At 60.7% G+C, this 19811-nt stretch carries 16 protein-coding genes and 3 pseudogenes; 8 read left to right on the top strand and 11 right to left on the bottom strand.

What is annotated here, in order from left to right; genetic code table 11:
* Positions 1-165: 165 nt before the first annotated feature.
* From V8P77_RS22970 to V8P77_RS22950, 5 genes are all read right to left on the bottom strand, one after another.
* Entirely contained in the window at positions 166-2934 is a 2769-nt protein-coding gene (locus tag V8P77_RS22970) for a glycoside hydrolase family 2 protein (RefSeq protein ID WP_335914406.1), read from the bottom strand.
* A gap of 103 nt (positions 2935-3037) precedes the next feature.
* Complete coding sequence (locus V8P77_RS22965; protein ID WP_335914405.1) at positions 3038-4366, bottom strand: extracellular solute-binding protein; 1329 nt, start codon at positions 4364-4366, stop codon at positions 3038-3040.
* Positions 4367-4428: 62 nt separating this feature from the next.
* Complete coding sequence (locus V8P77_RS22960; RefSeq protein ID WP_335914404.1) at positions 4429-5277, bottom strand: carbohydrate ABC transporter permease; 849 nt, start codon at positions 5275-5277, stop codon at positions 4429-4431.
* Positions 5274-6164, bottom strand: coding sequence for a carbohydrate ABC transporter permease (locus tag V8P77_RS22955; RefSeq protein ID WP_335914403.1), 891 nt, complete (start codon positions 6162-6164; stop codon positions 5274-5276). The genes V8P77_RS22960 and V8P77_RS22955 overlap by 4 nt, the downstream gene beginning before the upstream one ends.
* Entirely contained in the window at positions 6161-7258 is a 1098-nt protein-coding gene (locus V8P77_RS22950; protein WP_335914402.1) for an ABC transporter ATP-binding protein, read from the bottom strand. Before V8P77_RS22950 ends, V8P77_RS22955 begins: the two co-directional genes overlap by 4 nt.
* Before the next feature lie 129 nt (positions 7259-7387).
* On the opposite strand from V8P77_RS22950, the gene V8P77_RS22945 reads away from it, so the two are divergent.
* The 5 genes and pseudogenes from V8P77_RS22945 (at position 7388) to V8P77_RS22925 (ending at position 12011) form a co-directional block, all read left to right on the top strand.
* Positions 7388-8404: a LacI family DNA-binding transcriptional regulator gene (locus V8P77_RS22945; protein ID WP_335914401.1), complete on the top strand. Its 1017-nt coding sequence runs from the start codon at positions 7388-7390 to the stop codon at positions 8402-8404.
* Positions 8405-8578: 174 nt separating this feature from the next.
* Positions 8579-9718, top strand: a complete 1140-nt coding sequence (locus tag V8P77_RS22940) for an AAA family ATPase (protein WP_335914400.1) — start codon at positions 8579-8581, stop codon at positions 9716-9718.
* Between the two features lie 234 nt (positions 9719-9952).
* Positions 9953-10054, top strand: a pseudogene (locus tag V8P77_RS22935) (sugar-binding transcriptional regulator); the annotation flags it as partial.
* A gap of 261 nt (positions 10055-10315) precedes the next feature.
* On the top strand, positions 10316-11548 hold the full coding sequence (locus V8P77_RS22930; protein WP_335914399.1) for a protein-L-isoaspartate(D-aspartate) O-methyltransferase: 1233 nt from the start codon (positions 10316-10318) through the stop codon (positions 11546-11548).
* A 10-nt stretch (positions 11549-11558) separates the two neighbouring features.
* The gene (locus tag V8P77_RS22925; RefSeq protein WP_018484111.1) at positions 11559-12011 is read left to right on the top strand and encodes a DUF421 domain-containing protein; all 453 of its coding nucleotides are present in this window, start codon (positions 11559-11561) and stop codon (positions 12009-12011) included.
* Positions 12012-12202: 191 nt separating this feature from the next.
* Here V8P77_RS22925 and V8P77_RS34830 read toward each other — a convergent pair.
* Positions 12203-12352: pseudogene (locus V8P77_RS34830) on the bottom strand (GntR family transcriptional regulator); the annotation flags it as partial.
* A gap of 136 nt (positions 12353-12488) precedes the next feature.
* Here V8P77_RS34830 and pdxA point away from each other — a divergent pair.
* Together pdxA and V8P77_RS22910 are read left to right on the top strand one after the other, a co-directional pair.
* On the top strand, positions 12489-13475 hold the full coding sequence (pdxA, locus tag V8P77_RS22915) for a 4-hydroxythreonine-4-phosphate dehydrogenase PdxA (RefSeq protein ID WP_335914398.1): 987 nt from the start codon (positions 12489-12491) through the stop codon (positions 13473-13475).
* Between the two features lie 104 nt (positions 13476-13579).
* On the top strand, positions 13580-13876 hold the full coding sequence (locus V8P77_RS22910; RefSeq protein WP_335914397.1) for a type II toxin-antitoxin system Phd/YefM family antitoxin: 297 nt from the start codon (positions 13580-13582) through the stop codon (positions 13874-13876).
* Between the two features lie 180 nt (positions 13877-14056).
* On the opposite strand, the gene V8P77_RS22905 is transcribed toward V8P77_RS22910, so the two are convergent.
* Together V8P77_RS22905 and V8P77_RS22900 are read right to left on the bottom strand one after the other, a co-directional pair.
* Positions 14057-14539: an RES family NAD+ phosphorylase gene (locus tag V8P77_RS22905; protein ID WP_335914396.1), complete on the bottom strand. Its 483-nt coding sequence runs from the start codon at positions 14537-14539 to the stop codon at positions 14057-14059.
* On the bottom strand, positions 14536-14967 hold the full coding sequence (locus V8P77_RS22900; protein ID WP_003552236.1) for an antitoxin Xre-like helix-turn-helix domain-containing protein: 432 nt from the start codon (positions 14965-14967) through the stop codon (positions 14536-14538). The genes V8P77_RS22905 and V8P77_RS22900 overlap by 4 nt, the downstream gene beginning before the upstream one ends.
* 124 nt (positions 14968-15091) lie before the next feature.
* Here V8P77_RS22900 and V8P77_RS22895 point away from each other — a divergent pair.
* Positions 15092-15993, top strand: a pseudogene (locus tag V8P77_RS22895) (alanine--tRNA ligase-related protein).
* An 80-nt stretch (positions 15994-16073) separates the two neighbouring features.
* Here the strand turns inward: V8P77_RS22895 and glpK are convergent.
* The 3 genes from glpK to V8P77_RS22880 form a co-directional block, all read right to left on the bottom strand.
* On the bottom strand, positions 16074-17576 hold the full coding sequence (glpK, locus tag V8P77_RS22890) for a glycerol kinase GlpK (RefSeq protein WP_335914395.1): 1503 nt from the start codon (positions 17574-17576) through the stop codon (positions 16074-16076).
* Positions 17577-17729: 153 nt separating this feature from the next.
* The gene (locus V8P77_RS22885; protein WP_335914394.1) at positions 17730-19451 is read right to left on the bottom strand and encodes an ABC transporter substrate-binding protein; all 1722 of its coding nucleotides are present in this window, start codon (positions 19449-19451) and stop codon (positions 17730-17732) included.
* A 77-nt stretch (positions 19452-19528) separates the two neighbouring features.
* Positions 19529-19810: a DUF2160 domain-containing protein gene (locus V8P77_RS22880; protein ID WP_003549529.1), complete on the bottom strand. Its 282-nt coding sequence runs from the start codon at positions 19808-19810 to the stop codon at positions 19529-19531.
* Between the last annotated feature and the right edge of the window lies 1 nt (position 19811).

The raw sequence follows: 19811 nt of genomic DNA, 5'->3' as shown, positions 1-19811 counted from the left end.
CCCAAGCCCTGTTCATCGGCCTGTCGTCTCGAATTCAGGAGGCGATCATAGTTGCGGCAATGACGGCCGTTGCTGTCCCACACGGTCGTCGCGCCTGCTGGCGCTTGAGTACGAAGCGAAATCGCCGGAAGGTGGACGCTGTACCTCCGTTGACTGTCGCTGAGCTCACGGTCTAGTGGCAAGAGCGAGGAGGCCATCGTAAAGCGCGGTGGCAAGCGGGTCGACATCCGGTGCCTCCTGATGGAGGCGGAAGGTCGTCGCAACAAGTTTACCGCGACCGAGCCGCTTTTCGATGATGAAGGCAGCGGGTTTGTGAACCCAGCCGATGACGACGCCGGCGTGCACGCGACCTTGGAACTCCCAGGGACGGAGGCCGGCCATCACCTGGTGTGGCACGACGCCAGTGAAGGACAGGTCGAACAGCGGACCGCCCGGCACGTGAGCGAAGACACCATCCCGGCGCAACCAGGAGAAGTTGCCGACCCAATCCCCGCGCCAGATCGATTTGTGACGATTGACGAGATTGTAGCCGGGAAAACTGAAGTATGGCCCGGAAACCATGCCGCCGGCACCCGGATCGATTTCAATCGACATCGGGCCGTCGCGCGGCGGCGTGTCATCGCGCAGACGGCCGGCGGCCTTGTCGACGATCTGCAGCACCCGCTGGCCGGAATGGATTGCCTCGACGCGATCGGCATCGATGTCCTTGGTGACGAAGACATCCGCCTCGTGCGGCGATACGCTGACATGGCCAAGGGCCGACAGCCGCTCGGAAATGCCGTCGTCGTGCGAAGCAAAGCGGATGGGCGGCAATACATCGCGTTTGCGGTAGACCGCGAGTGTCTCGGAATTCTGAGACAGCACGCTTCCATCAGGCGCCACGGCCCGGAAGCGTGCCTTTTGGATCTCGGGCATCGGCACCGCACCTGCTGTCGCGGTGATCGGGGCATTGTGAACCTGCATCGGCGCCATGGCCGGCAACAGTATCTCGCCTCTCTCCGCGCCGAATTCCCAGACGAGGCGACTGCCTTCGGGCAATGCTGTTCCGCCGCTCGACACTTTGATGTCGAAGCTGGCCGTCTGCCCCTCATAGAGGGCGTGGCGGGCCGCGCCGGGCGCAATGACGATGTCGCAATTGATGGCCGGCAGCGCCTCGGCGAAGACGCGCGGATTGCGTGCCATGTCCATCAGCCCGTTGCCTTCCCAATGGACATCGGTGAGTTCGGTGATGACATAACCTCCGATCGGCGCGTGCGTTCGGATGACCTCGATCTCGTATTTGAGGTTCATGTGTTGATACCACTGCACCTTCTCGATGAAACGACCGAGATCACCAAAAACTTTCTCAAGGCCGAGTTCACGGAAACGCGCTTCGATGCCCTGCGGCAATGCCGTGCCATCCGCCCAGGTCGCGCCATAAGCCATCCACCAGGGGTCGCGGCCGTTCTCGTCGCGCAGACGGGCAGGATCGGGTAGACCCCAGACGCCGAACTCGGAGAGGACAAGCGGTTCCTTCCTCGTGCGCACGGCTTCCTTTTCGGTTGAGAAGGTCCAGTCGGCATTGCCTGCGAACTCGCGGCAGAGCCTGTCCCATTCTTCGCGCCGGTCCACCGCCGTTCGGTAGAAGTGGTAGTCGTTGATGTCGGTCTTGACGTGGACGTTCGGGAAGCAGGCGGAATTGTCGACAACGAGCCGTAGCGGGTCTTCGACACGCAGCCAGTCGACCATGTCGGAAATCCATTGACGCTGTTCGGCCGCTTCGCGCAGCCGGGTGCCCCAATCCTCGTTGATCAGGGTCCAGATTACAATGGAAGGGTGATTGCCGTCACGGGCGAGAATGCCTTCCATGGTCGAGCGCAGGCGTTCGGCGGAGGCCGGAGTGAAAGTCTCGATATTTGGAATTTCGGCCCAGATCAGCATGCCCAGCCGGTCGGCGACCTCGTAGTAGCGCGGGTCGGGTACTTTGATGTGGCAGCGCAGGCAATTCAGTCCCATTGCCTTAGCCTTGCGCAACTGGTCTTCGAGCAGGTCGAGCGAAGGCGGCGCGCCGAAACCATCGGGATAGTAATCCTGATCGAGCGCGGCGCGCAGATAAAGCGGCTTGCCGTTCAGATGCAGGAAGCCGTCCCTGGCCTCGAAGCGGCGAAAGCCGAAACTTTCCTGCCGGCTGTCGATCTCGACGCCGTCGGCGCTGAGGATCGTTGTAATTGTATAGAGGTTCGGGCTGTCCGGCGACCATGGCGCGACGGCGCCGAGCTGGATCGAATATTCGAGGGCATTTCCAGCCGCCGGAATGTTTCCGGTAAAGACGGGCATACCCTGCGGGCCGATGATCTCGATTTTCAGCGAGCCTGCAACCATGCTCGCAAAGCGGGCTTTTAGATCGAGCCTGGCTTCCGGCCAAATCGGGTCGAGGCGAAGCGATGAGATGTGAGCGGGATCGCGGGCCTCGATGAGGACGGACTGCCAGATCCCGCCTTGCGGGCCATACCAGCTCTGCTTGCCATGCGGGATCTCGGCAAAATCGGCGCCACTCTCGTTGCGATCAGCATCCGGCAGGCAGGCCAGGACCTCGACGGTGTTCTCCGCCTTCAACAGCGCGTGTGGAATCACGAATTCGAAAGGAAGATAACCGCCTTCATGACGGCCGATCTCAGTGCCGTTGATGAAGACAGTGGCCAGATCGCTGACAGCACCGAAGCGGATGGCGATTTCCCGAGCCGACCATTCTGCGGGGAGCGTGAACGTCCTGCGATAGGTTGCCGATCCGAAGCTGACGGCGAGATCCTCAAAACAAGCCTGCCAGTGCGCCGGCACCTTTGCATGCCGCCATGCACGATCGGTCTCGTGGCGGAACTCCCAGGTCCCATCAAGGGAAAGTGTTTCGCGGAGCGGCGTGTTCGCTGGGGCGAGCGACTGGGAATAGGTGTTCATCGGTTGTCCTTGGAAGATCGGCTCTTTCGATTGGGGTTCCGGGATACGCACGGCGTGGCGCGTATCCCGGCGGGAGACCATCCCTCAGGAGGGGTTGGAGGAACTAGCGATTGCGACGCAGGACGCGCTCGACGCCGGCCTGCATCGTTTCAAGCGTTGCCTGCGGATCGGTGCCTGTCAGCCACATCGCGTTCAAGTCGGTGATCATCGCGTTGTAGACCGCACGCTGGTTCTGGATCTGCGGCAGTGACGTGGCATTTTTGGCAGTGTCGGCAAACTCGGCGCGACGCGGCAGGGCCTTGAACTCTTCGGAATTCAGAACCGACTGACGGGTCGACAAATGGCCGGTGCGCGACCACTGGAAGTTGTTGTCGTTCAGAAACTTGAGGAAGGCCAGAGCGGCTTTCGTCTTGTCTTCGCTGCGACTGTCGTCCTTCGGGATCACCCACATATGGCTGTCGGCCCAGACGGAGGGCTTCGCGTAGAGTTGCGGTACATTGGCGACGCGATAGTCCTTGAGAGCCACTTTGCCGCTCTTGGCCTGGGTATCATAGTTGTCGACGCCCCAGGTGCCGTTGATCAGAATCCCGGTTTCGCCGTTGAGGAACGCCTGTTCGGAGCCGGGATAATCCAGCGCCGGATTGGCAAGAGCTTCCGAAAATATCGATGAGATCAGCTTGGCTGCGTTCAACCCTTCCGCTGTGTTGATGCTTGCCGTCTTGCCGTCGGCGGAGATGACGTCGACGCCTTGCTGCCAGAGAAGCGTGTCGAACAGGCGCACCATCATGCCTTCCGAACTCTGGGCTTCCGAACCGATGTAGTACTTGCCGGTCGCTTCCTTGAACTTCTTGCCCTGCTCGAGCAGTTCCTCGGGCGACTTCGGCAGGATCGGCGAGCCGTCTGCGTTCACAAGGCCCGCTTTCTTCATCAGGTCCATGTTGACATGGAAGAGCAGCGCATGAAGGTCGTATGGGAGGGCATAAATTTCATTCTTGGCGGTCGCGTTCTTCAGCGCCGCCGGTACGAAGTCGTTGGTCTGGATGCCGAGATCGGCAATAGGCTTGGTCAGCGGCGTCAGGAGATCCCGGTCGGAAAAATTCGGCATTATCGAGGCGTGCATGACGGCGACGTCAGGGATGTTGCCGGTGGAATAAGTTGCGGTCAGCAGGTCGTAATAGGCGCCCCATTCGGCCGTCTGGGTGACGACCTTGGCGCCGATGGTGTTTTCTGCGTTGAACTTGTTGGTGAGCGCGGTGATGATGCCGCATTCGCCATTGGCCTTGGTCACGTCTGTCACCTCGCCGTATTCGCCTTGGCACTCGCCGAAGAAGCGGAAGAACGAGATGTCGACTGCTTGGGCTGCTCCTCCCCAGAGCGCGGTCATCAGTGTCGTGGCGAACGCCAGACGTTGCAGCATTTTCGTCTTGTGCATCATATCCTCCTTGTGATGCCGTTGCGAAAAACCCCTCCCGGCATGGCCGGTCGGGCCGGTGCCTATTTGCCGGCGCTCATGGCAACACCTGCCACGATGAAGCGCTGGAAGATCAGGAACAGAAGAACGATGGGCAGGCTGGCAAAGACCGCCGATGCCATGACAGCGCCGATGCCCTCGGAGAAAGCGAAGTTGGTCTGGATCGAGGCAAGGCCGACCGTGACCGTGTACATGTCGGCCTTGGTCGCCGAGACGAGCGGCCAGAGAAAGTCGTTCCAGGCGAAGATGAAGGTGAACAGACCGAGCGTGGTCAGTGCAGGCACGGAGAGCGGCAACATAATCTTCAGAAAGATCGTCAGCCGTGAGGCGTGATCAATGGCGGCTGCTTCCTCCAGTTCTTTCGGAACGCTGCGGAAGAACTGCATCATCAAAAACACACCGATCGGCACGGCGACGCGCGGCATGACCAGTGCGAAGTGCGTATTATGCAGTCCCCAGCCCGAGACCATCGTGTGCAGCGGAATGAACACTGCCTGCTCGGGCACCATCAGGCCAGCAATCACGAGCATGAACAGCGTCTTCTTGAAGGGGAACTCCAGGCGCGCGAACGCGTATCCGGCCATGGACGAGACGAGCAGAACCAAAAGAGTCATCGTTACCGAGACGATGAGACTGTGCATCAGCCAGCGCGGCACGGTATCGAGCTTCAGGAGGCCGATATAGTTATCCAGGGTGAATGGGACCGGCAGGAAGCCAGCCGTGGAACGCATCAGCTCGGTATTCGGCTTCAGCGACATGGCGACGACCCAGACGACGGGCATGAGCCAGAGGATCGCAAAGGCGATGGTTGCGGCGAGGATGAAAACGTCCGTGGCGCGGCGGAGGCCGCTTGTGCGTGCGCTTGCCATCATTCGTCCCCCCTGCGGCCGAGCCAGAGCTGCAGCATTGTGAAGCCAAGCATCAGGATGAAGAGCCCGAAGGACATGGCCGTGGCGTAACCGACCTGCCAGTCGCGGAAGCTCGTCTCGTAGATGTATTGAACCAGCGTACGCGTTCGATTGGCAGGCCCGCCCTGTGTCATCAGGTGGGCCTGACCGAAAATCTGGAACTGACCGACGATCTGCAGGACCAGAACCAGGAGCACGGTGTGACGGATCGACGGCAGAGTGATGTTTTTCAGCACACTGAACCGACCGGCATGATCGAGTTCGGCCGCTTCGTAAAGTTCCGGCGGTATCTGGCTTAGTGCCGCCAGAAACAGCGCCATGGGGAGGCCGACACCCCACCAAAGCGTCGTCAATGCAATCGACGGCATGGCGAGCGTCGGGTGCCCGAGGAAATTGATGGGCTTGACGCCGATGAAATTGAAGAGCGGTACCAGCAGGCCGTTGTCCGCAGACAGCACCATCGACCAGATCAGCGTCACGACCGATACCGAAAACACGCTCGACATGAAGAACACGGAGCGCAGCACACCCTTGAGCCGCCCCTGCCCGAACACGGCAAGAGCCAGCACCAGGGCCAGTGCTGTCATGGCCGGCACGGTCATGGCGACGAAGGCCAGCGTGTTGCCCACGGTCTTCCAGAAGATCGTGTCGAACCACATGTCCTCATAGTTGAGGAGGCCGATATATTTCCGGTAGCTGCCGGCAAGCTCCCAGTCGTGGAGACTGATCCACAAGCCCTTGAAGAAGGGGTAGACCAGGAACGTGGCGTAGATCACCGCGAAAGGCGCGAGGAAGATGTAAGCGGCGATTGCATCGCGCCTGCGCGCGGCGGTCAGGCTGCTGGTGCTCATGCTCCACCCACTTCAGAATGCAGGGTGATCGAGACCTTGTTTGCATCGAAGACGTGGCGCGTGCCGGGGCCGATCGCGAAACGGACGACCGAGCCGATCGAAGGCGCCGCGCCGCCGCGCAGTTCGGAGACGATGGCGGTGCCATCAGCAAGTGTCGCATAGACAAGTTGTAACGAGCCGAGCTGCTCAACGACATCAACGATTCCGCTGAGCGCTCCTTCATCGGCCGGCGACAGGATTTCCGGCCTCAGGCCGATCGTCACCGTGTCGCCTTTAGCGGGACTGGCACGAACCTTGGCAGTAAGGCGGGCATCTCCCGCACAGGCGAGTTCGACCGTTTCGCCGTCGACGGCTGTGACTGTTGCCGGGAGCAGATTGATGCGCGGCGCACCGAGGAAACCAGCCACGAAGGCATTGGCAGGGCGCTCATAAAGCTCGATCGGCGCGCCGACCTGTTCGATCTGCCCGTCCCTCAGGACCACGATACGGTCTGCCATGGTCATGGCTTCCGTCTGATCGTGAGTGACGTAGATCATGGTTGCGGCGAGGCGATGGTGGAGCTTAGCGATCTCGGTGCGCATCGAGACGCGAAGAGCGGCATCGAGATTGGAGAGCGGCTCGTCAAACAGAAAGGCATCCGGTTCGCGCATGATGGCGCGGCCGATCGCAACACGCTGACGCTGGCCGCCGGAAAGCGCCTTGGGCTTGCGGTCGAGATAAGGTTCAAGCTGGAGAATGGCGGCGGCCTTATCGATGCGTGAGGCGATCTCGGCCTTCGGCGTACCAATATTGCGCAGGCCGAAGGCCATGTTCTCGCGCGCTGTCATATGGGGGTACAGCGCGTAGTTCTGGAAGACCATCGCCACTCCGCGATCGCGGGCAGCCATGTCATTGACCCGGTTGCCGCCGAGCAGGACGTCGCCGCCGGTGATGGTTTCGAAACCGGCGATCATGCGCAGAAGCGTCGATTTCCCGCAGCCGGAAGGTCCGACGAAAACCAGGAACTCGCCGTCGTTGATCGAAAGCGAAATGTCACGGATGACATTCACCGCGCCATAGCTTTTGGACACCCCAGCGAGCGTTACTCCTGCCATGCACCCCTCCCAGAGTGATTAGTTATAAATCACTGGTTATAACTGAAATTATTATCAAGCAAGCCCTCACTGCTTTTGCGTTCGTAAAACTTCGTGCTAAGCGAATAGTCAGTCTTGCAAGGGGTTCGCGTGATCAAAAAGCCGACGATGTCCGACATCGCTGCCGCCTGCGGCGTCTCGCAGGCGACCGTGTCGCTTGTGCTCAACAACGCTCCGGGAACGCGCATATCGCCGGCAACGCGTGAGGCTGTTCTAAGTGCGGCGGCCAGGATGGGCTACAGGACCCAGGCTCGGCGCATCGACCGGCGTCCGCTGATTGCCATGCTCATCAACGAGGTGACAAGTTCGCCTCATGTCGCCGGCTTGATCGACGGTGCCGGAGAGGCGGCAAACGAGCTGGGCTATCTGCTCTCGGTGATGCCGACGGACGCCGACGAGGAGGCAGAGCAGGCAGCTCTCAGCCATCTCGCGACGCTGCCCGCTGCAGGCGTCATCTATGCGCGGCTGATCACGCAGCAAGTGACGCTTGCTCCGCAGCTCGCGCAATGGCCGACCGTACTTTTGAACTGCTATACGGTCGACAAGCCTCTGCCGAGCGTGGTGCCCGGAGACCTGTCGGCTGTCATGAAGGCAACGCTGTCGCTGATCGATGCCGGGCATACGCGCATTGCTTATATCGGTGGCGAGGACGCGATCGAAGCTTCTCGCGAGCGCATCAAGGGTTATCGCCGAGCTTTGACAATGCGCGACATTCCTGTCGACAACCATCTCATCATCAAGGGGCGTTGGACGATTCAGGGAGGTTATGCAGCCTTCAAGCGCCTGCAAGCGCTCGATGACCGGCCGACGGCAATATGCTGTTTCTGCGACCGCATTGCCATGGGTGTCTATGAAGCCGCGAAGGAAGCCGGCCTCTCTATTCCGCGCGACCTTTCGGTCATCGGTTTCGACAATGAATCCTATTCCGGCGATATGCTGCCGCCGCTCACGACGATGCAACTGCCCCATGCCGACATGGCGCGCTATGCCGTCGAGAAACTTGCCGAGATGATCGCCGCGCCGCGGATGCGGCATGACAATCACAAGGTCAAGCTGGAGTGCGAAATGATCGTGCGGCAGTCGGTCGCGCCAATAGAAGCCGTGTAGGCCGGATGCAGGTGGATTCCCGGTTGTGCGCAAGCGCTTCCTCGGAAAGGTCGAAACTCTGTTGAGGAGCAGGCATGAGCTTCAACTGACAGAGTGACAGCCATGCGGACTGCTGGCCACATCGAGGCTGCGGCAGATCGCTTCGTTAGACGGACCCTACTATGGAAGTCGACCATGCTTCTTCGCTCCATGTTTGCCCAAAATTACCGCTCGTTACGCTCCATCCGCATGGATCTGGCCGGCGTTAATGTGTTCATTGGCGAGAACGGCGTCGGCAAGTCGAACCTCTATCGTGGCCTCCAACTGGTGCAGGCGGCGGTGCGCGGCACGTTTGCCCATGAGATCGCCGCCGAGGGCGGCATGGCTTCGGCGTTGTGGACCGGCCCAAGGCGCGCCGAAAAGAATTTTCGCATCAAGCTGGAGGTGGAGGTTCTCGACGAGGAGCGGGCGGTGACATGGCGATACTGGGTCGAAGCCGGCCTCAAACCGCCGGAAGCCGCCGCCGGATTTGCCTTCGAGCCTCAGGTCAAGGCCGAAGAACTTTGCATTGAGACCGGACCGCGCGCCGTTACCGTGATGAAGCGCAGCGGGCCGGGGATCATGGTTCGCGGTGACCGCGGCCGCATGGAAGATTATCCGGAGCAGGCGATGACGTCGGAAACAGGAATCGCGATGCTCGGAGATGCTGGACACTATCCGGAAATTGCGGCCTTTCGCCGCCTCATCGACGGCTGGCGATTTTTCCATGGATTCAGAACCGATCGGGAGTCGGCGTTGCGGCGTCCCTGCCTGGCGGTCACGTCGACGCTGCTGGACCAGGACGGCGGAAACCTGGCGGCAGTGTTCGCGACCCTTGTGCATACCCGCGGGGACACGGTCGAACTCGACCGAGCCATTTCCTCCGCCTTGGGCGGGGCAAAGTTGCACGTGCCGGAACCGGGGGAGCATGCGGAATTCGGACTGATCTTTCCAGATTTTCCGCGCCGGATTTTTCAGCCGCGTGAACTTTCTGACGGACAGATCCGTTTCCTCGGGCTTGCAGCCGCGCTGATGTCATATCGCCAGCCGCCGCTGATTGCATTGAACGAGCCGGAAGCAAGCCTGCATCAGGACATGCTGTCGCCGCTCGCCGACATGATCGCCGCAGCGGCACGATTTAGCCAGATCTGGATCGTCACGCATTCGCAACGTCTCGCCTCGGCCGTGGAAGAGCGCTGCGGGGTGCGGCCGAAGCGGGTGATCCGAAAGGATGGCGCCACCTGGATCCAGGGTATGAGACTGACGGGGGTCGTTGAGGACGAGGGTGACGATTAGCTGCAATCGAGCCGGTTCTTCTTAGGGCGCCAAGTCGGGGGCCGCATCCGCAAATGGACCTCGAGCAACATTCGCCGCCGCTTTGGCGAGGCCGGTGAGCTTCCGGCGACAGGAGCGGCGATTGCGAGCTTCAAGACCGTGACTACGGCCTGGCTCCCGCTGGTTTATTGTCGCCGGCTTCCGACCGCTCCGCAAAAAGCTGAGACAGTGCTTGCAACGCAGCAATGGCACGGGGAAGTTGCCCGCCAGCTCAATGCCAAGTGCTTCTATCTTGCCGCGCCCATCTACGCCGGCAGCCTCGAGTCGCGCGCAGCGATCGTCACACAAGACGTCTTTTAAGCGGCTTTTCGGCAGATCGAGGCCAATGACGTCGAAACGACCGCACGGCAGGCACAACTCATTGCTACCGAGTTGAGGATGCGCGGCGCGTCATAGGCCGCGCATCGACGGCTGATCCCGACGGCGGGTTCCTCCGATAGATCCGATTTCCACGTGCGCCTGCGCATCTCAGGAACTCTGCGGTCGCCCATTTGTTTTATATTCTGCACCGCCCGGAAGATTGTCCCTAGATGCAATCGGCAACAGTTGAGCTGATCCATGGATATGGCGCGCATCCGAGATCGCATGGTGGAGCACCACGTGACGCGTCGTGGCATTCACGATCAAAGCGTGATCGGGGCGATGCGCATGGTAGCGCGCGAAAAATTCGTTCCTCCAGGCTCCGAGGAATTCGCCTATGAGGATGCGCCGCTGTCGATCGGCGAGGGCCAGACAATTTCCCAGCCGTTCATCGTGGCTCTGATGCTCGAAAAGGCCAATCTGAATGCCGGTGACAAAGTGCTCGAGGTCGGAACGGGCTCCGGCTATGTTTCGGCCCTCATGAGCCGGATAGCAAGGCATGTCTACTCCATCGAACGCCATGAAAAGCTGGCGCTTCAGGCCAAGGAACGGTTCGAGAAGCTGGGATACCACAACATTGACGTTCGCGTCGGCGATGGCAGCAAGGGCTGGCCGAAAGCCGCTCCGTTCGATGCCATTATCGTTTCCGCGGGCGCGCCCGAGGTGCCAACCGCCTTGAAAGAACAGCTGGACCTCGGAGGGCGGCTCATTATCCCGGTCGGCGGCGGTGAAGGGCAGCGCCTGAAACGGCTCACGCGCACCGGTGCCGGCGTATTCGAGGAAGAAGATCTCGGCGGGGTGCTCTTCGTTCCCTTGATCGGCGAAGACGCCTGGACTGCTTCACATCCGATGTACACGGCGGCGGTCCCCTCATTGCCGGGAACGTTTGCCTCCGAGCCAAGTTCTCCGCGAAACGCACAGGGAGGGGACACGGGAAAGATACACAAGTTGCCCGCGTTGCCGGAAGGTGTGCTCGATCATAGCGAATTTCAGCAAAGGTTCTGGGCTGTTCAACGAATGTCCTGGATCGTGTTCACGCTTCTTCTGGTGGTCTGCTTGCTAGGTTTGCTGGGAAGAGGCGGTCCGTTTTCGCGGCAGAAACTCCTATTGCCCGAAGGATCTGTGGATTTTCCCGTCATCTCCCGCTGGAATGCCCCCGAGGACATGACCGTGACCTTCGCGCCGTCATCCGAAGACAGGGTCTTCACGATCGATGCCTCCTTTCTTCAAAGCTTTTCAGTTCAGGGGATCGATCCGCCCCAAAAGGCGACCTTCGCGCACGACGGCCGGATAGGCTATGTGTTCCCCGCCGATCCGGCTGGGCCGACGCAGATCGTCTTCCGCCTGCAAACGCAACTCCCCGGCCCTCGTCGCGCCCTCATCGGCATCGGCGGCGAGACGCGCACCCAATCGACTTTCATCTTTCCATGAGGACGGCACCGTGGATGCGGTATTACGCGGACTTGCAATCTATTTCACGCTGCTCGTGATCATCCGTCTGTCGGGAAGACGGACATTGGCTCAGATGACGCCGTTCGATCTGGTCATCGTGCTGGTGATCTCCGAAACCACGCAGCAGGCGATGCTGGGCGATGACTTCTCGATCACCAACGCCGTCATCTTGATCCTCACGCTATTTACGACCGACATCGGCCTGTCCTACGTGAAGAGGTGGTGGCCTCGCGCAGCTCATATCATCGACGGCGTTCCCACCGTTCTAGTGACGGATGGCGTCTACGACGAAGGCGCGCTCAAAGGCGCCCGGCTGCAGAAGGAAGACGTCATGCAAGCGGCGCGAAGCCAGGAAGGCATCGAGAGCGTGACGGAGATAAAATTTGCCATCCTCGAAGTGAGCGGCAACATCAGCATCATCAAAAAGCAGAAATCCGGCTGACAATTGACGACGAGCGAGACATCCCGAGTTAAGGGCATGCCTCTCTGCATTTTTGAGTTGATAGCCGCTTGGAATGGGCGTGAGAAGGATAGGTCGAGCACCCTGCCCTCGAACAGACGGTCCCAGCAGCCTTCGAGATGCGCTTTCATCGGTCTCTGCGCATCGTCAGGTCGGCCGTCGGCGATCGCCTTGTAGATGGCGTTATGCTCTTCATAGACCTGTTCCAACCCTTGGCTGGGCCGAGCAAAGAGAGGCCGTGGAGATGCATGCCGACGGCAATATGGGGCCTTCAGCGCATCGATCGAGGTCGTGTAATAGTGATTGTTCGCCGCCTCCGTCACCGCGCGGTGGAAGAGGAAAGCGATCTCGACGCCATGGCCGACGACGCCTTTGCCATTCGCCGTCTGCTCGATAGCAATCCGCGCGATTTCCGCGGCTGCTTTTTAAGCGGAAGGTTTTTTAGAAGGGACTCGATCGATGGACAGGAATGCGAAAGTCGCTGTGACGCTCGGCGATCCGGCCGGCGTCGGCCCCGAGGTGATCGTCAAGGCGCTCGCAGCCCTTCCGAGGGAAGAGCGCCGCGATTTCGTCATTGTCGGCAATGTCGAAGCGCTGGAGCGCGCCGACCGCGTCACCGGCACCGGACTGCGGTTCGGGCCTGCCGATGCACCCAGTGACGACAGGATCGCCGTCGACGAAGTGGCGCTCGGCGCCGCCCTTCCCGAAATCGGCAAGGTCAGCCCCGTCGCCGGCGATGCCTCCGTGCGCTATATCACCCGCGCCGTCAATCTCGCCATGTCAGGCGAAGCCGATGTCATCGTCACCGCGCCGATCAACAAGGAAGCGATGAACCTCGCCGGCCATCACCATGACGGTCACACCGGGCTTCTCGCACATCTCACAGGGTCGAAGAGCTCCTTCATGCTGCTTGCCTCCGAGCGGCTGAACACCATCCACGTCTCCACCCATATCTCGCTGAAGGGTGCGATCGAGCGCGCCAAGACCGAGCGGGTGCTCGCAACCATCGAAGCCGGCCACAGGCACTTCCTGCGCCTCGGCAAGACGGCGCGCATCGCCGTCGCCGGCCTCAACCCCCATTGCGGCGAAAACGGCTTGTTCGGCACCGAGGACACGGAATTCCTGGCGCCTGCCGTCGAGCAGGCGCAGGCAAAGGGCATCGACGTCGTCGGACCGATCTCGGCCGATACGGTGTTCGCCCGCGCCTATAACGGCGCCTTCGATCTTGTCATCGCCCAGTATCACGACCAGGGCCATATCCCGATCAAGCTCGTCGCCTTCGACACCGCGGTCAACGTCTCGCTCGGCCTGCCGATCGACCGCGTCTCGGTCGATCACGGCACCGCCTTCGACATTGCCGGCACCGGCATGGCCAACCACGTCAACATGCTCTCGGCCATCGCCTATGCCAGGCTGATGGCCCGCTCGCCGCGGCAGAGGGTGTGATCGCGACAATCCAGACAGGAATTTTCGTCGCCGGGACGTGCCACCATTGACGCGCTGGCACACCACGCGCACATAGCTGGACAGTCTAGCTAGGAACAAATTTGATGGAATGGCAACTGCAGGACGCCAAGAACCAATTTTCGAAGATGGTGCAGAAGGCCCGGCAAGAAGGGCCGCAGGTGGTGACCGTGCGCGGCGAGCGCACGGCCGTCGTTCTGTCCGCTCGCGACTACGACGCCCTGCGCGCCGGCAGGCCGACCCTCGTCGACGACCTGCTCGGTGGCCCCGCCTGGGACGATGAGCTCGCCGATGCGGTCGAAGCACGCAACAAGACCCCAAGCCGCGACGTTTCTCTTTTGCGCTACAACAAGAAAATTTTAACGATAAAATTAAACGATTAACTCCGGTTGGCATTTTTAAAATCGTTGAAATAGCCGCTTGGCGCCAAAGGCTACGTCAAGCCGAGAGCTGATGCCGTCGGTGCGTTGGTGGCAGCATCATTAGATCTGCGGATCCAAGACCCATCTGCCCGGCGTGCTGGTTCTGCTCACCGGAAGTGGTGATTTGCTCCGTCAACCCCATCACATGCCAAACAAACGGCGATCCCAGAAAACCGGTTGGTGAAGGCTTGTCGTGATCGACGGGAATTCCGGGTGGCCCGGATTGATTAGCACGTTGCGGTCGACGCGGGCGACGACGCTTGGCACCAGCAGGACGGCGCTGCGTTTTTCCTGGCACCAGCGTTCGCCGAAAGCCTTGCTGACATTTGCCGGCATGCTGTCCCAGCCGTGCAGCGCGGGCTCGGAGAAGACCTCGTAGCTTAGCCCACGCGGTAGGGTGATCGTGACATAGTGCTGATTGGGTGGCAGCCTCCCGCTGCCATGGACGAGCTTTTCGAGCAGCGCCGTGGAATAATGCTCGCTCGTATAGATGATCGGGCTGCCCGACGTGTTCCACCGGCCCGGCGCGATGGTCGAGCCGGTGGCATCGAAGATCGGATAGGTCCCATGGGGATCTCCGATGCGAACGGATGTCAGCGTACGATCAAGAACCTGTGCGCTCACGCAGCGCTGCCGTATTTCAGACTTCCGAGAATATCGAGCACGAGCTCGCCGCCGATCTCGCTCTGGATGACCACGTCGATCGGCCGCCTGTCCTCAAGCATTGCATGCGGCCGAAACAGGAAATCGCGGGCCTCGATCTCGGTCTGCCAGACATCGAGCGCCTGACCCCAGACACGCGCGAGACGGGCAAGCTTTATGCCTTCATCCGAGGAGAGCCGATGCTTGGACTTGCGCCGTTCATAGGTGGCCTTCGGAACCAGCCGGTATTTGAACTGGGCGTCATCAGGCGCCAGAAGCAGCGCCATGCGGTCAAGCGCCTTGACCGGCAATCCTTCCTCGATGCTGGAGAGCAGGCCGAAGGCTGAACGCGATACTGGCTCCCTGGCGGGCAGCCCAAGAACATCGGCGATACCGGCAAATCCCATCATGGCAACGGCTCCTTTTCACTTGAGGCTATACTTAGTCTCAAGTGATCATGTTATCAAGTGCACCGTTCCGGTTTTTGATGCTCGCCGGCCGAGCAGCGGATTGCCGCAGGCGCACTAGATCGCTATCTTCCCCAAAGGCACACGAACAAGAAGGAGGTTGCCTATGTCACCGCGGGACGCCTGATCCAGCAATATCAAGACTTCTGCCTTTCCAAGGGCATTGATTTCATACGCATCGAATCCGTACGGCCGCATGATGATACCACGCTCTTCTGCAGCGCCGGAATGCAGCTGTACAAGCCCCTCTTCTCCGATCCCTCCCATAGCGGAACAGTCGCAAACAGCCAGGCTTGCCTGCGCATGGGCGACCTCGACGAGATCGGCGACGGAACTCACCTTCTCCACTTCACCATGCTCGGCCTTTTCTCCTTCCGGGAGATGACCGTCGGCAACGCCATCGATTTCTGGCTCGAGTTTCTGGGAACGCTGGGGCTCGTGCCGGATCATGTGACGATCCATCCTGACCGCCTGGTGGAATGGATGCCGCTCTATCGCGGGCGCGTGCCCATCGTGCCGGATCCGGAATGCATGTGGAGCGATGGCAGCATCAGCGGATACTGCACCGAGTTCTATAAGGATGGCGTCGAGATCGGAAACATCGTCAATCCGCTCGGAACCTGCATCGACGTCGGCTTCGGCGCGGAACGTCTCGACATGATCGTCAACGGCACACCGCAAGACGATGCGCTCGGTACACTGTGCGAGACGGTCATGACCATCGTGGAAAGCGGCTACCGGCCGGGCAATAAGGAGCAGGGATACGTCTTGCGAAAACTGCTCCGTCGCATCCACAAGATGGGCGGCACGCTCGATCATCCCTTCTTCGCGGAAGAGGTCGAACGCCAGAAGCGGCTGCACGCCAAATATCTGCGTCTGCGTGACCGCCATTGCGACATGAGTCCCGACTGGTGGTTCGACACCCACGGCATCGATCTCTCCGACATGCAGCAGATCATCTGCAAATAGCAGAGACAAGGCTTCCCGCAGACAATCGCGGGAGGCCTTGCCATCGCTATAGAAGCCTTATGGCGATGGCACCGCCACTGCTATCCCGCCGAGGCGTCCGAAATCATCCTGGATACGGCATTCTTCCAGCCGATGATCTTGCCCTGCCGCTCGGTCTCATCCATCGAAGGGCTAAAGCGGCGGTCGCAGGCCCAGGCTTTGGCAAAATCCCGCTTGCCGGGCCAGATGCCGGCTTTCGAGCCGGCAAGCCAGGCTGCGCCGAGCGCCGTCGTCTCGCGGATCGCCGAGCGGTCGACGGGGTTTCCCGTCATGTCGGCCAGGCACTGCATCGTCCAATCCGAATCCGCCATGCCGCCATCAACGCGCAGCACCGTTTCCAGTTGGTTGGCGCCCCAGTCCTTCTTCATCGCCACCAGCAGATCGAGCGTCTGGTAGGCGACGGATTCAAGCACGGCGCGGGCGAATTCCGCCGGCCCGCTGTTTCGCGTCAAACCGAAGATCGCGCCCCGCGCCGCCGGATCCCAGTAGGGGGCGCCGAGGCCGGTGAAGGCCGGAACGATATAGACCTGCTGTCCGGGATCGGCTTTGGCAGCAAGCACTCCTGCCTCGGATGCCTGGCCGATGATGCCGAGGCCGTCGCGTAGCCATTGCACGGCAGCACCGGCGATGAAGATCGAGCCCTCGAGCGCATAGGTCGTCTCGCCGTCGAGCCGGCAGGCGATCGTCGTCAGCATCCGGTTGGAGGAGGAAACACGATCCCGGCCGGTGTTCAACAGGGCAAAGCAGCCGGTGCCATAGGTGGATTTCATCATGCCGGGCTCGAAGCAGGCATTGCCCATCGCCGCAGCTTGCTGGTCGCCGGCGACCCCGAGGATCGGAAGTTCCACGCCGAACAGCGCCTTGTCGACGCGGCCGAAATCATCGGCACATTCCCTGACCTCAGGAAGCATCGCGGCCGGAATGCGGAGAATGCCGAGAAGCTCCTCGTCCCAGACACCATCATCGATATTGTAGAGCAGCGTTCTTGACGCATTGGTCGCATCGGTGGCATGCACGCGTCCATCAGTCAGATTATAGATCAGCCAACTGTCGATCGTGCCAAAGCAGACATCGCCGGCCTCGGCCTTCTCACGCAGGCCATCGACATTGTCGAGCAGCCAGCGCAGCTTCGTTCCGGAGAAATAGGGGTCGAGCAGCAAGCCGGTCTTGGCGCTGAACAGTTTCTCGTAGCCGTCTGCCTTCAGGCTCTCGCACATTTCTGCGGTGCGCCTGTCCTGCCAGACGATCGCGCGGTGAAGCGGTTTTCCTGACCCGCGGTCCCAGACGACCGCCGTCTCGCGCTGATTGGTGATGCCGATTGCGGCAATGTTGGAAGCATCAATAGCGGCATTGGCGATCGCCTTGCGCACAGTATCGACGACGGATCGCCAGATTTCGGCGGCGTCGTGCTCGACCCATCCGGGCTGCGGATAATATTGGGTGATCTCCGCCTGCGCCGAGCCGGCCATTTTCATGTCGCCATCGAAGACGATAGCGCGCGACGATGTCGTGCCCTGGTCGATTGAAAGAATATAGCCGCTCATATCCGTCTCCGGCTCGCACAAAACCGCTCCGCCTGCAGAGGACAGCAGGACGCGGACGTTTCATGAGAGAAAGATTGTGGGTGCCACCGGCTTTCTGCCGGTGGCAGGAAGTGATGGCCGGAAGCCTCGTCGCCTCCGGCCTGGTCCGCCTTACTACTTCTGCCAGCTCTTGACGAGTTCGTCGTAGTTGACAGTGACCGGCTTGTCCTTCTCGTTCTCGATCTTCAGCTGCGGGGCAAGGTTGCCGTTCTTCACCGCATCCGCGTTCCAATAGGCGAGATCATGCTCCTCGGCGAGTTTCGGGCCGTTGTCACCCTGGACCTTGGCGCGTTCCAGTCGTTGCAGCACCTTTTCCTGTTCGGCGCAGAGCGAGTCCATCGCTTCCTGTGCCGTCTTGGCGCCGGAAGAGGCATCACCAATCGCCTGCCACCAAAGCTGAGCGAGCTTCGGATAGTCAGGAACGTTCGTACCGGTCGGCGACCACTGCAGGCGGGCGGGCGAACGATAGAATTCGATCAGACCACCGAGTTTCGGCGCACGATCGGTGAAGGACTTGTGATCAAGCGTCGACTGGCGAATGAAGGTCAGGCCCATGTGGCTCTTCTTCACGTCGACAGTCTTCGAGGTGACGAACTGGGCATAGAGCCAGGCCGCCTTGGCGCGGTCGTCGGGCGTCGACTTCATCAGCGTCCACGAACCGGCGTCCTGATAGCCGAGCTTCATGCCGTCCTTCCAGTAGACGCCATGCGGGCTCGGTGCGAAACGCCATTTCGGCGTGCCGTCCGCATTGACGACCGGCAGGCCTTCCTTGACGAAGTCGGCGGTGAAGGCCGTGTAGGTGAACATCTGCTGGGCGACTTCGCCCTGCGACGGGACGGGGCCGGATTCCGAGAAGGTCATGCCCTGGGCGGCAGCCGGTGCATAGGCCTTCATCCAGTCCAGATATTTCTGGATGGAATAGACCGCAGCTGGGCCGTTGGTATCGCCGCCGCGCGCGACGCAGGAGCCGACCGGACGGGAGTTCTCGTCGACCTTGATGCCCCATTCATCGACGGGCTTGCCGTTCGGGATGCCCTTGTCGCCGTTGCCGGCCATCGACAGCCAGGCATCGGTGAAGCGCCATCCGAGCGATGGGTCCTTCTTGCCGTAGTCCATATGACCGAAGACCTTCTTGCCATCGATCTCGCGGCCGGTGAAGAACTCGGCAATATCTTCATAGGCCGACCAGTTGACCGGCACGCCGAGATCGTAGCCGTACTTCGCCTTGAAGTCCGCCTTGTTCTTCTCGTCGTTGAACCAGTCGTAGCGGAACCAATAGAGGTTCGCGAACTGCTGGTCAGGCAGCTGGTAGAGCTTGCCGTCAGGCGCCGTGGTGAAGGACTTGCCGATGAAGTCGTCGATGTCGAGGCCGGGATTGGTGACATCCTTGCCTTCGTTGGCCATCCAGTCGGTCAGCGAGCGGGCCTGCTGATAGCGCCAATGGGTACCGATCAGGTCGCTATCGTTGATATAGGCGTCATAGATGTTTTCACCGGACTGCATCTGCGTCTGCAGCTTCTCGACCACGTCGCCTTCGCCGATGAGGTCGTGCGTGATTTTGATGCCGGTGATCGCCGTGAAGGCGGGCGCCAGCACCTTCGATTCATATTCATGGGTCGTGATAGTTTCGGACACGACCTTGATGTCCAGGCCGGCGAAAGGCTTTGCAGCATCAACGAACCACTGCATTTCCTTTTCCTGGTCGGCGCGCGGAAGCGCCGAGAGATCACCGACTTCCTTGTCGAGGAACGTCTTGGCCTCGTCCATGCCGGCATAAGCCGATGCTGTCATTGCCAGCAGCAAGCCTGCTGTCGTCGTCAATAAGTGCCTTCGCATAATATCCTCCCAGGGTTTGCGATTGCAGTCACGTCTCAGGCGGCCAGTACCCCCGGCCATCTGTCTTCTCCTTGCCGTCACACGTAGCGGAAGACGCCGATGGCGTAGACCACGGAGATGGCAAGAGCCCACCACAGGTTGGGCCCACCGAGCCCAAGCCATGCAAGATGAATGAAAGCGCTGCCCAGCAGCGAAATGAAGAGCCGGTCGCCGCGCGTCGTCTCGAAACGCAGCACGCCCGTGCGCGGCGAGCCGCCCGGCGAAAAATATTCCCAGACACTCATGGCGATCAGAAGCGCCAGGATCGTCAGGAAGAACAGCGTTGTCGGCAGCGTCCAGGCCATCCAGGAAAAATTCATG

Origin of the sequence: Rhizobium aouanii, from assembly GCF_037002925.1 — a bacterium.
Taxonomy (GTDB): Bacteria; Pseudomonadota; Alphaproteobacteria; order Rhizobiales; family Rhizobiaceae; genus Rhizobium; species Rhizobium aouanii.
Note: the sequence above shows the minus strand (reverse complement) of the source record. Positions and strands in the feature narration are given on the sequence as shown.

What these genes read in the sequence shown, in the direction of transcription:
- V8P77_RS22960 (WP_335914404.1), bottom strand. Translation starts at nt 5,277, where the DNA reads ATGATGGCAAGCGCACGCACAAGCGGCCTCCGCCGCGCCACGGACGTT.
- V8P77_RS22970 (WP_335914406.1), bottom strand. Translation starts at nt 2,934, where the DNA reads ATGAACACCTATTCCCAGTCGCTCGCCCCAGCGAACACGCCGCTCCGC.
- pdxA (WP_335914398.1), top strand. Translation starts at nt 12,489, where the DNA reads ATGGACAGGAATGCGAAAGTCGCTGTGACGCTCGGCGATCCGGCCGGC.
- V8P77_RS22910 (WP_335914397.1), top strand. Translation starts at nt 13,580, where the DNA reads ATGGAATGGCAACTGCAGGACGCCAAGAACCAATTTTCGAAGATGGTG.
- V8P77_RS22900 (WP_003552236.1), bottom strand. Translation starts at nt 14,967, where the DNA reads ATGATGGGATTTGCCGGTATCGCCGATGTTCTTGGGCTGCCCGCCAGG.
- V8P77_RS22965 (WP_335914405.1), bottom strand. Translation starts at nt 4,366, where the DNA reads ATGCACAAGACGAAAATGCTGCAACGTCTGGCGTTCGCCACGACACTG.
- glpK (WP_335914395.1), bottom strand. Translation starts at nt 17,576, where the DNA reads ATGAGCGGCTATATTCTTTCAATCGACCAGGGCACGACATCGTCGCGC.
- V8P77_RS22955 (WP_335914403.1), bottom strand. Translation starts at nt 6,164, where the DNA reads ATGAGCACCAGCAGCCTGACCGCCGCGCGCAGGCGCGATGCAATCGCC.
- V8P77_RS22940 (WP_335914400.1), top strand. Translation starts at nt 8,579, where the DNA reads ATGCTTCTTCGCTCCATGTTTGCCCAAAATTACCGCTCGTTACGCTCC.
- V8P77_RS22950 (WP_335914402.1), bottom strand. Translation starts at nt 7,258, where the DNA reads ATGGCAGGAGTAACGCTCGCTGGGGTGTCCAAAAGCTATGGCGCGGTG.
- V8P77_RS22930 (WP_335914399.1), top strand. Translation starts at nt 10,316, where the DNA reads ATGGATATGGCGCGCATCCGAGATCGCATGGTGGAGCACCACGTGACG.
- V8P77_RS22885 (WP_335914394.1), bottom strand. Translation starts at nt 19,451, where the DNA reads ATGCGAAGGCACTTATTGACGACGACAGCAGGCTTGCTGCTGGCAATG.
- V8P77_RS22880 (WP_003549529.1), bottom strand. Translation starts at nt 19,810, where the DNA reads ATGAATTTTTCCTGGATGGCCTGGACGCTGCCGACAACGCTGTTCTTC.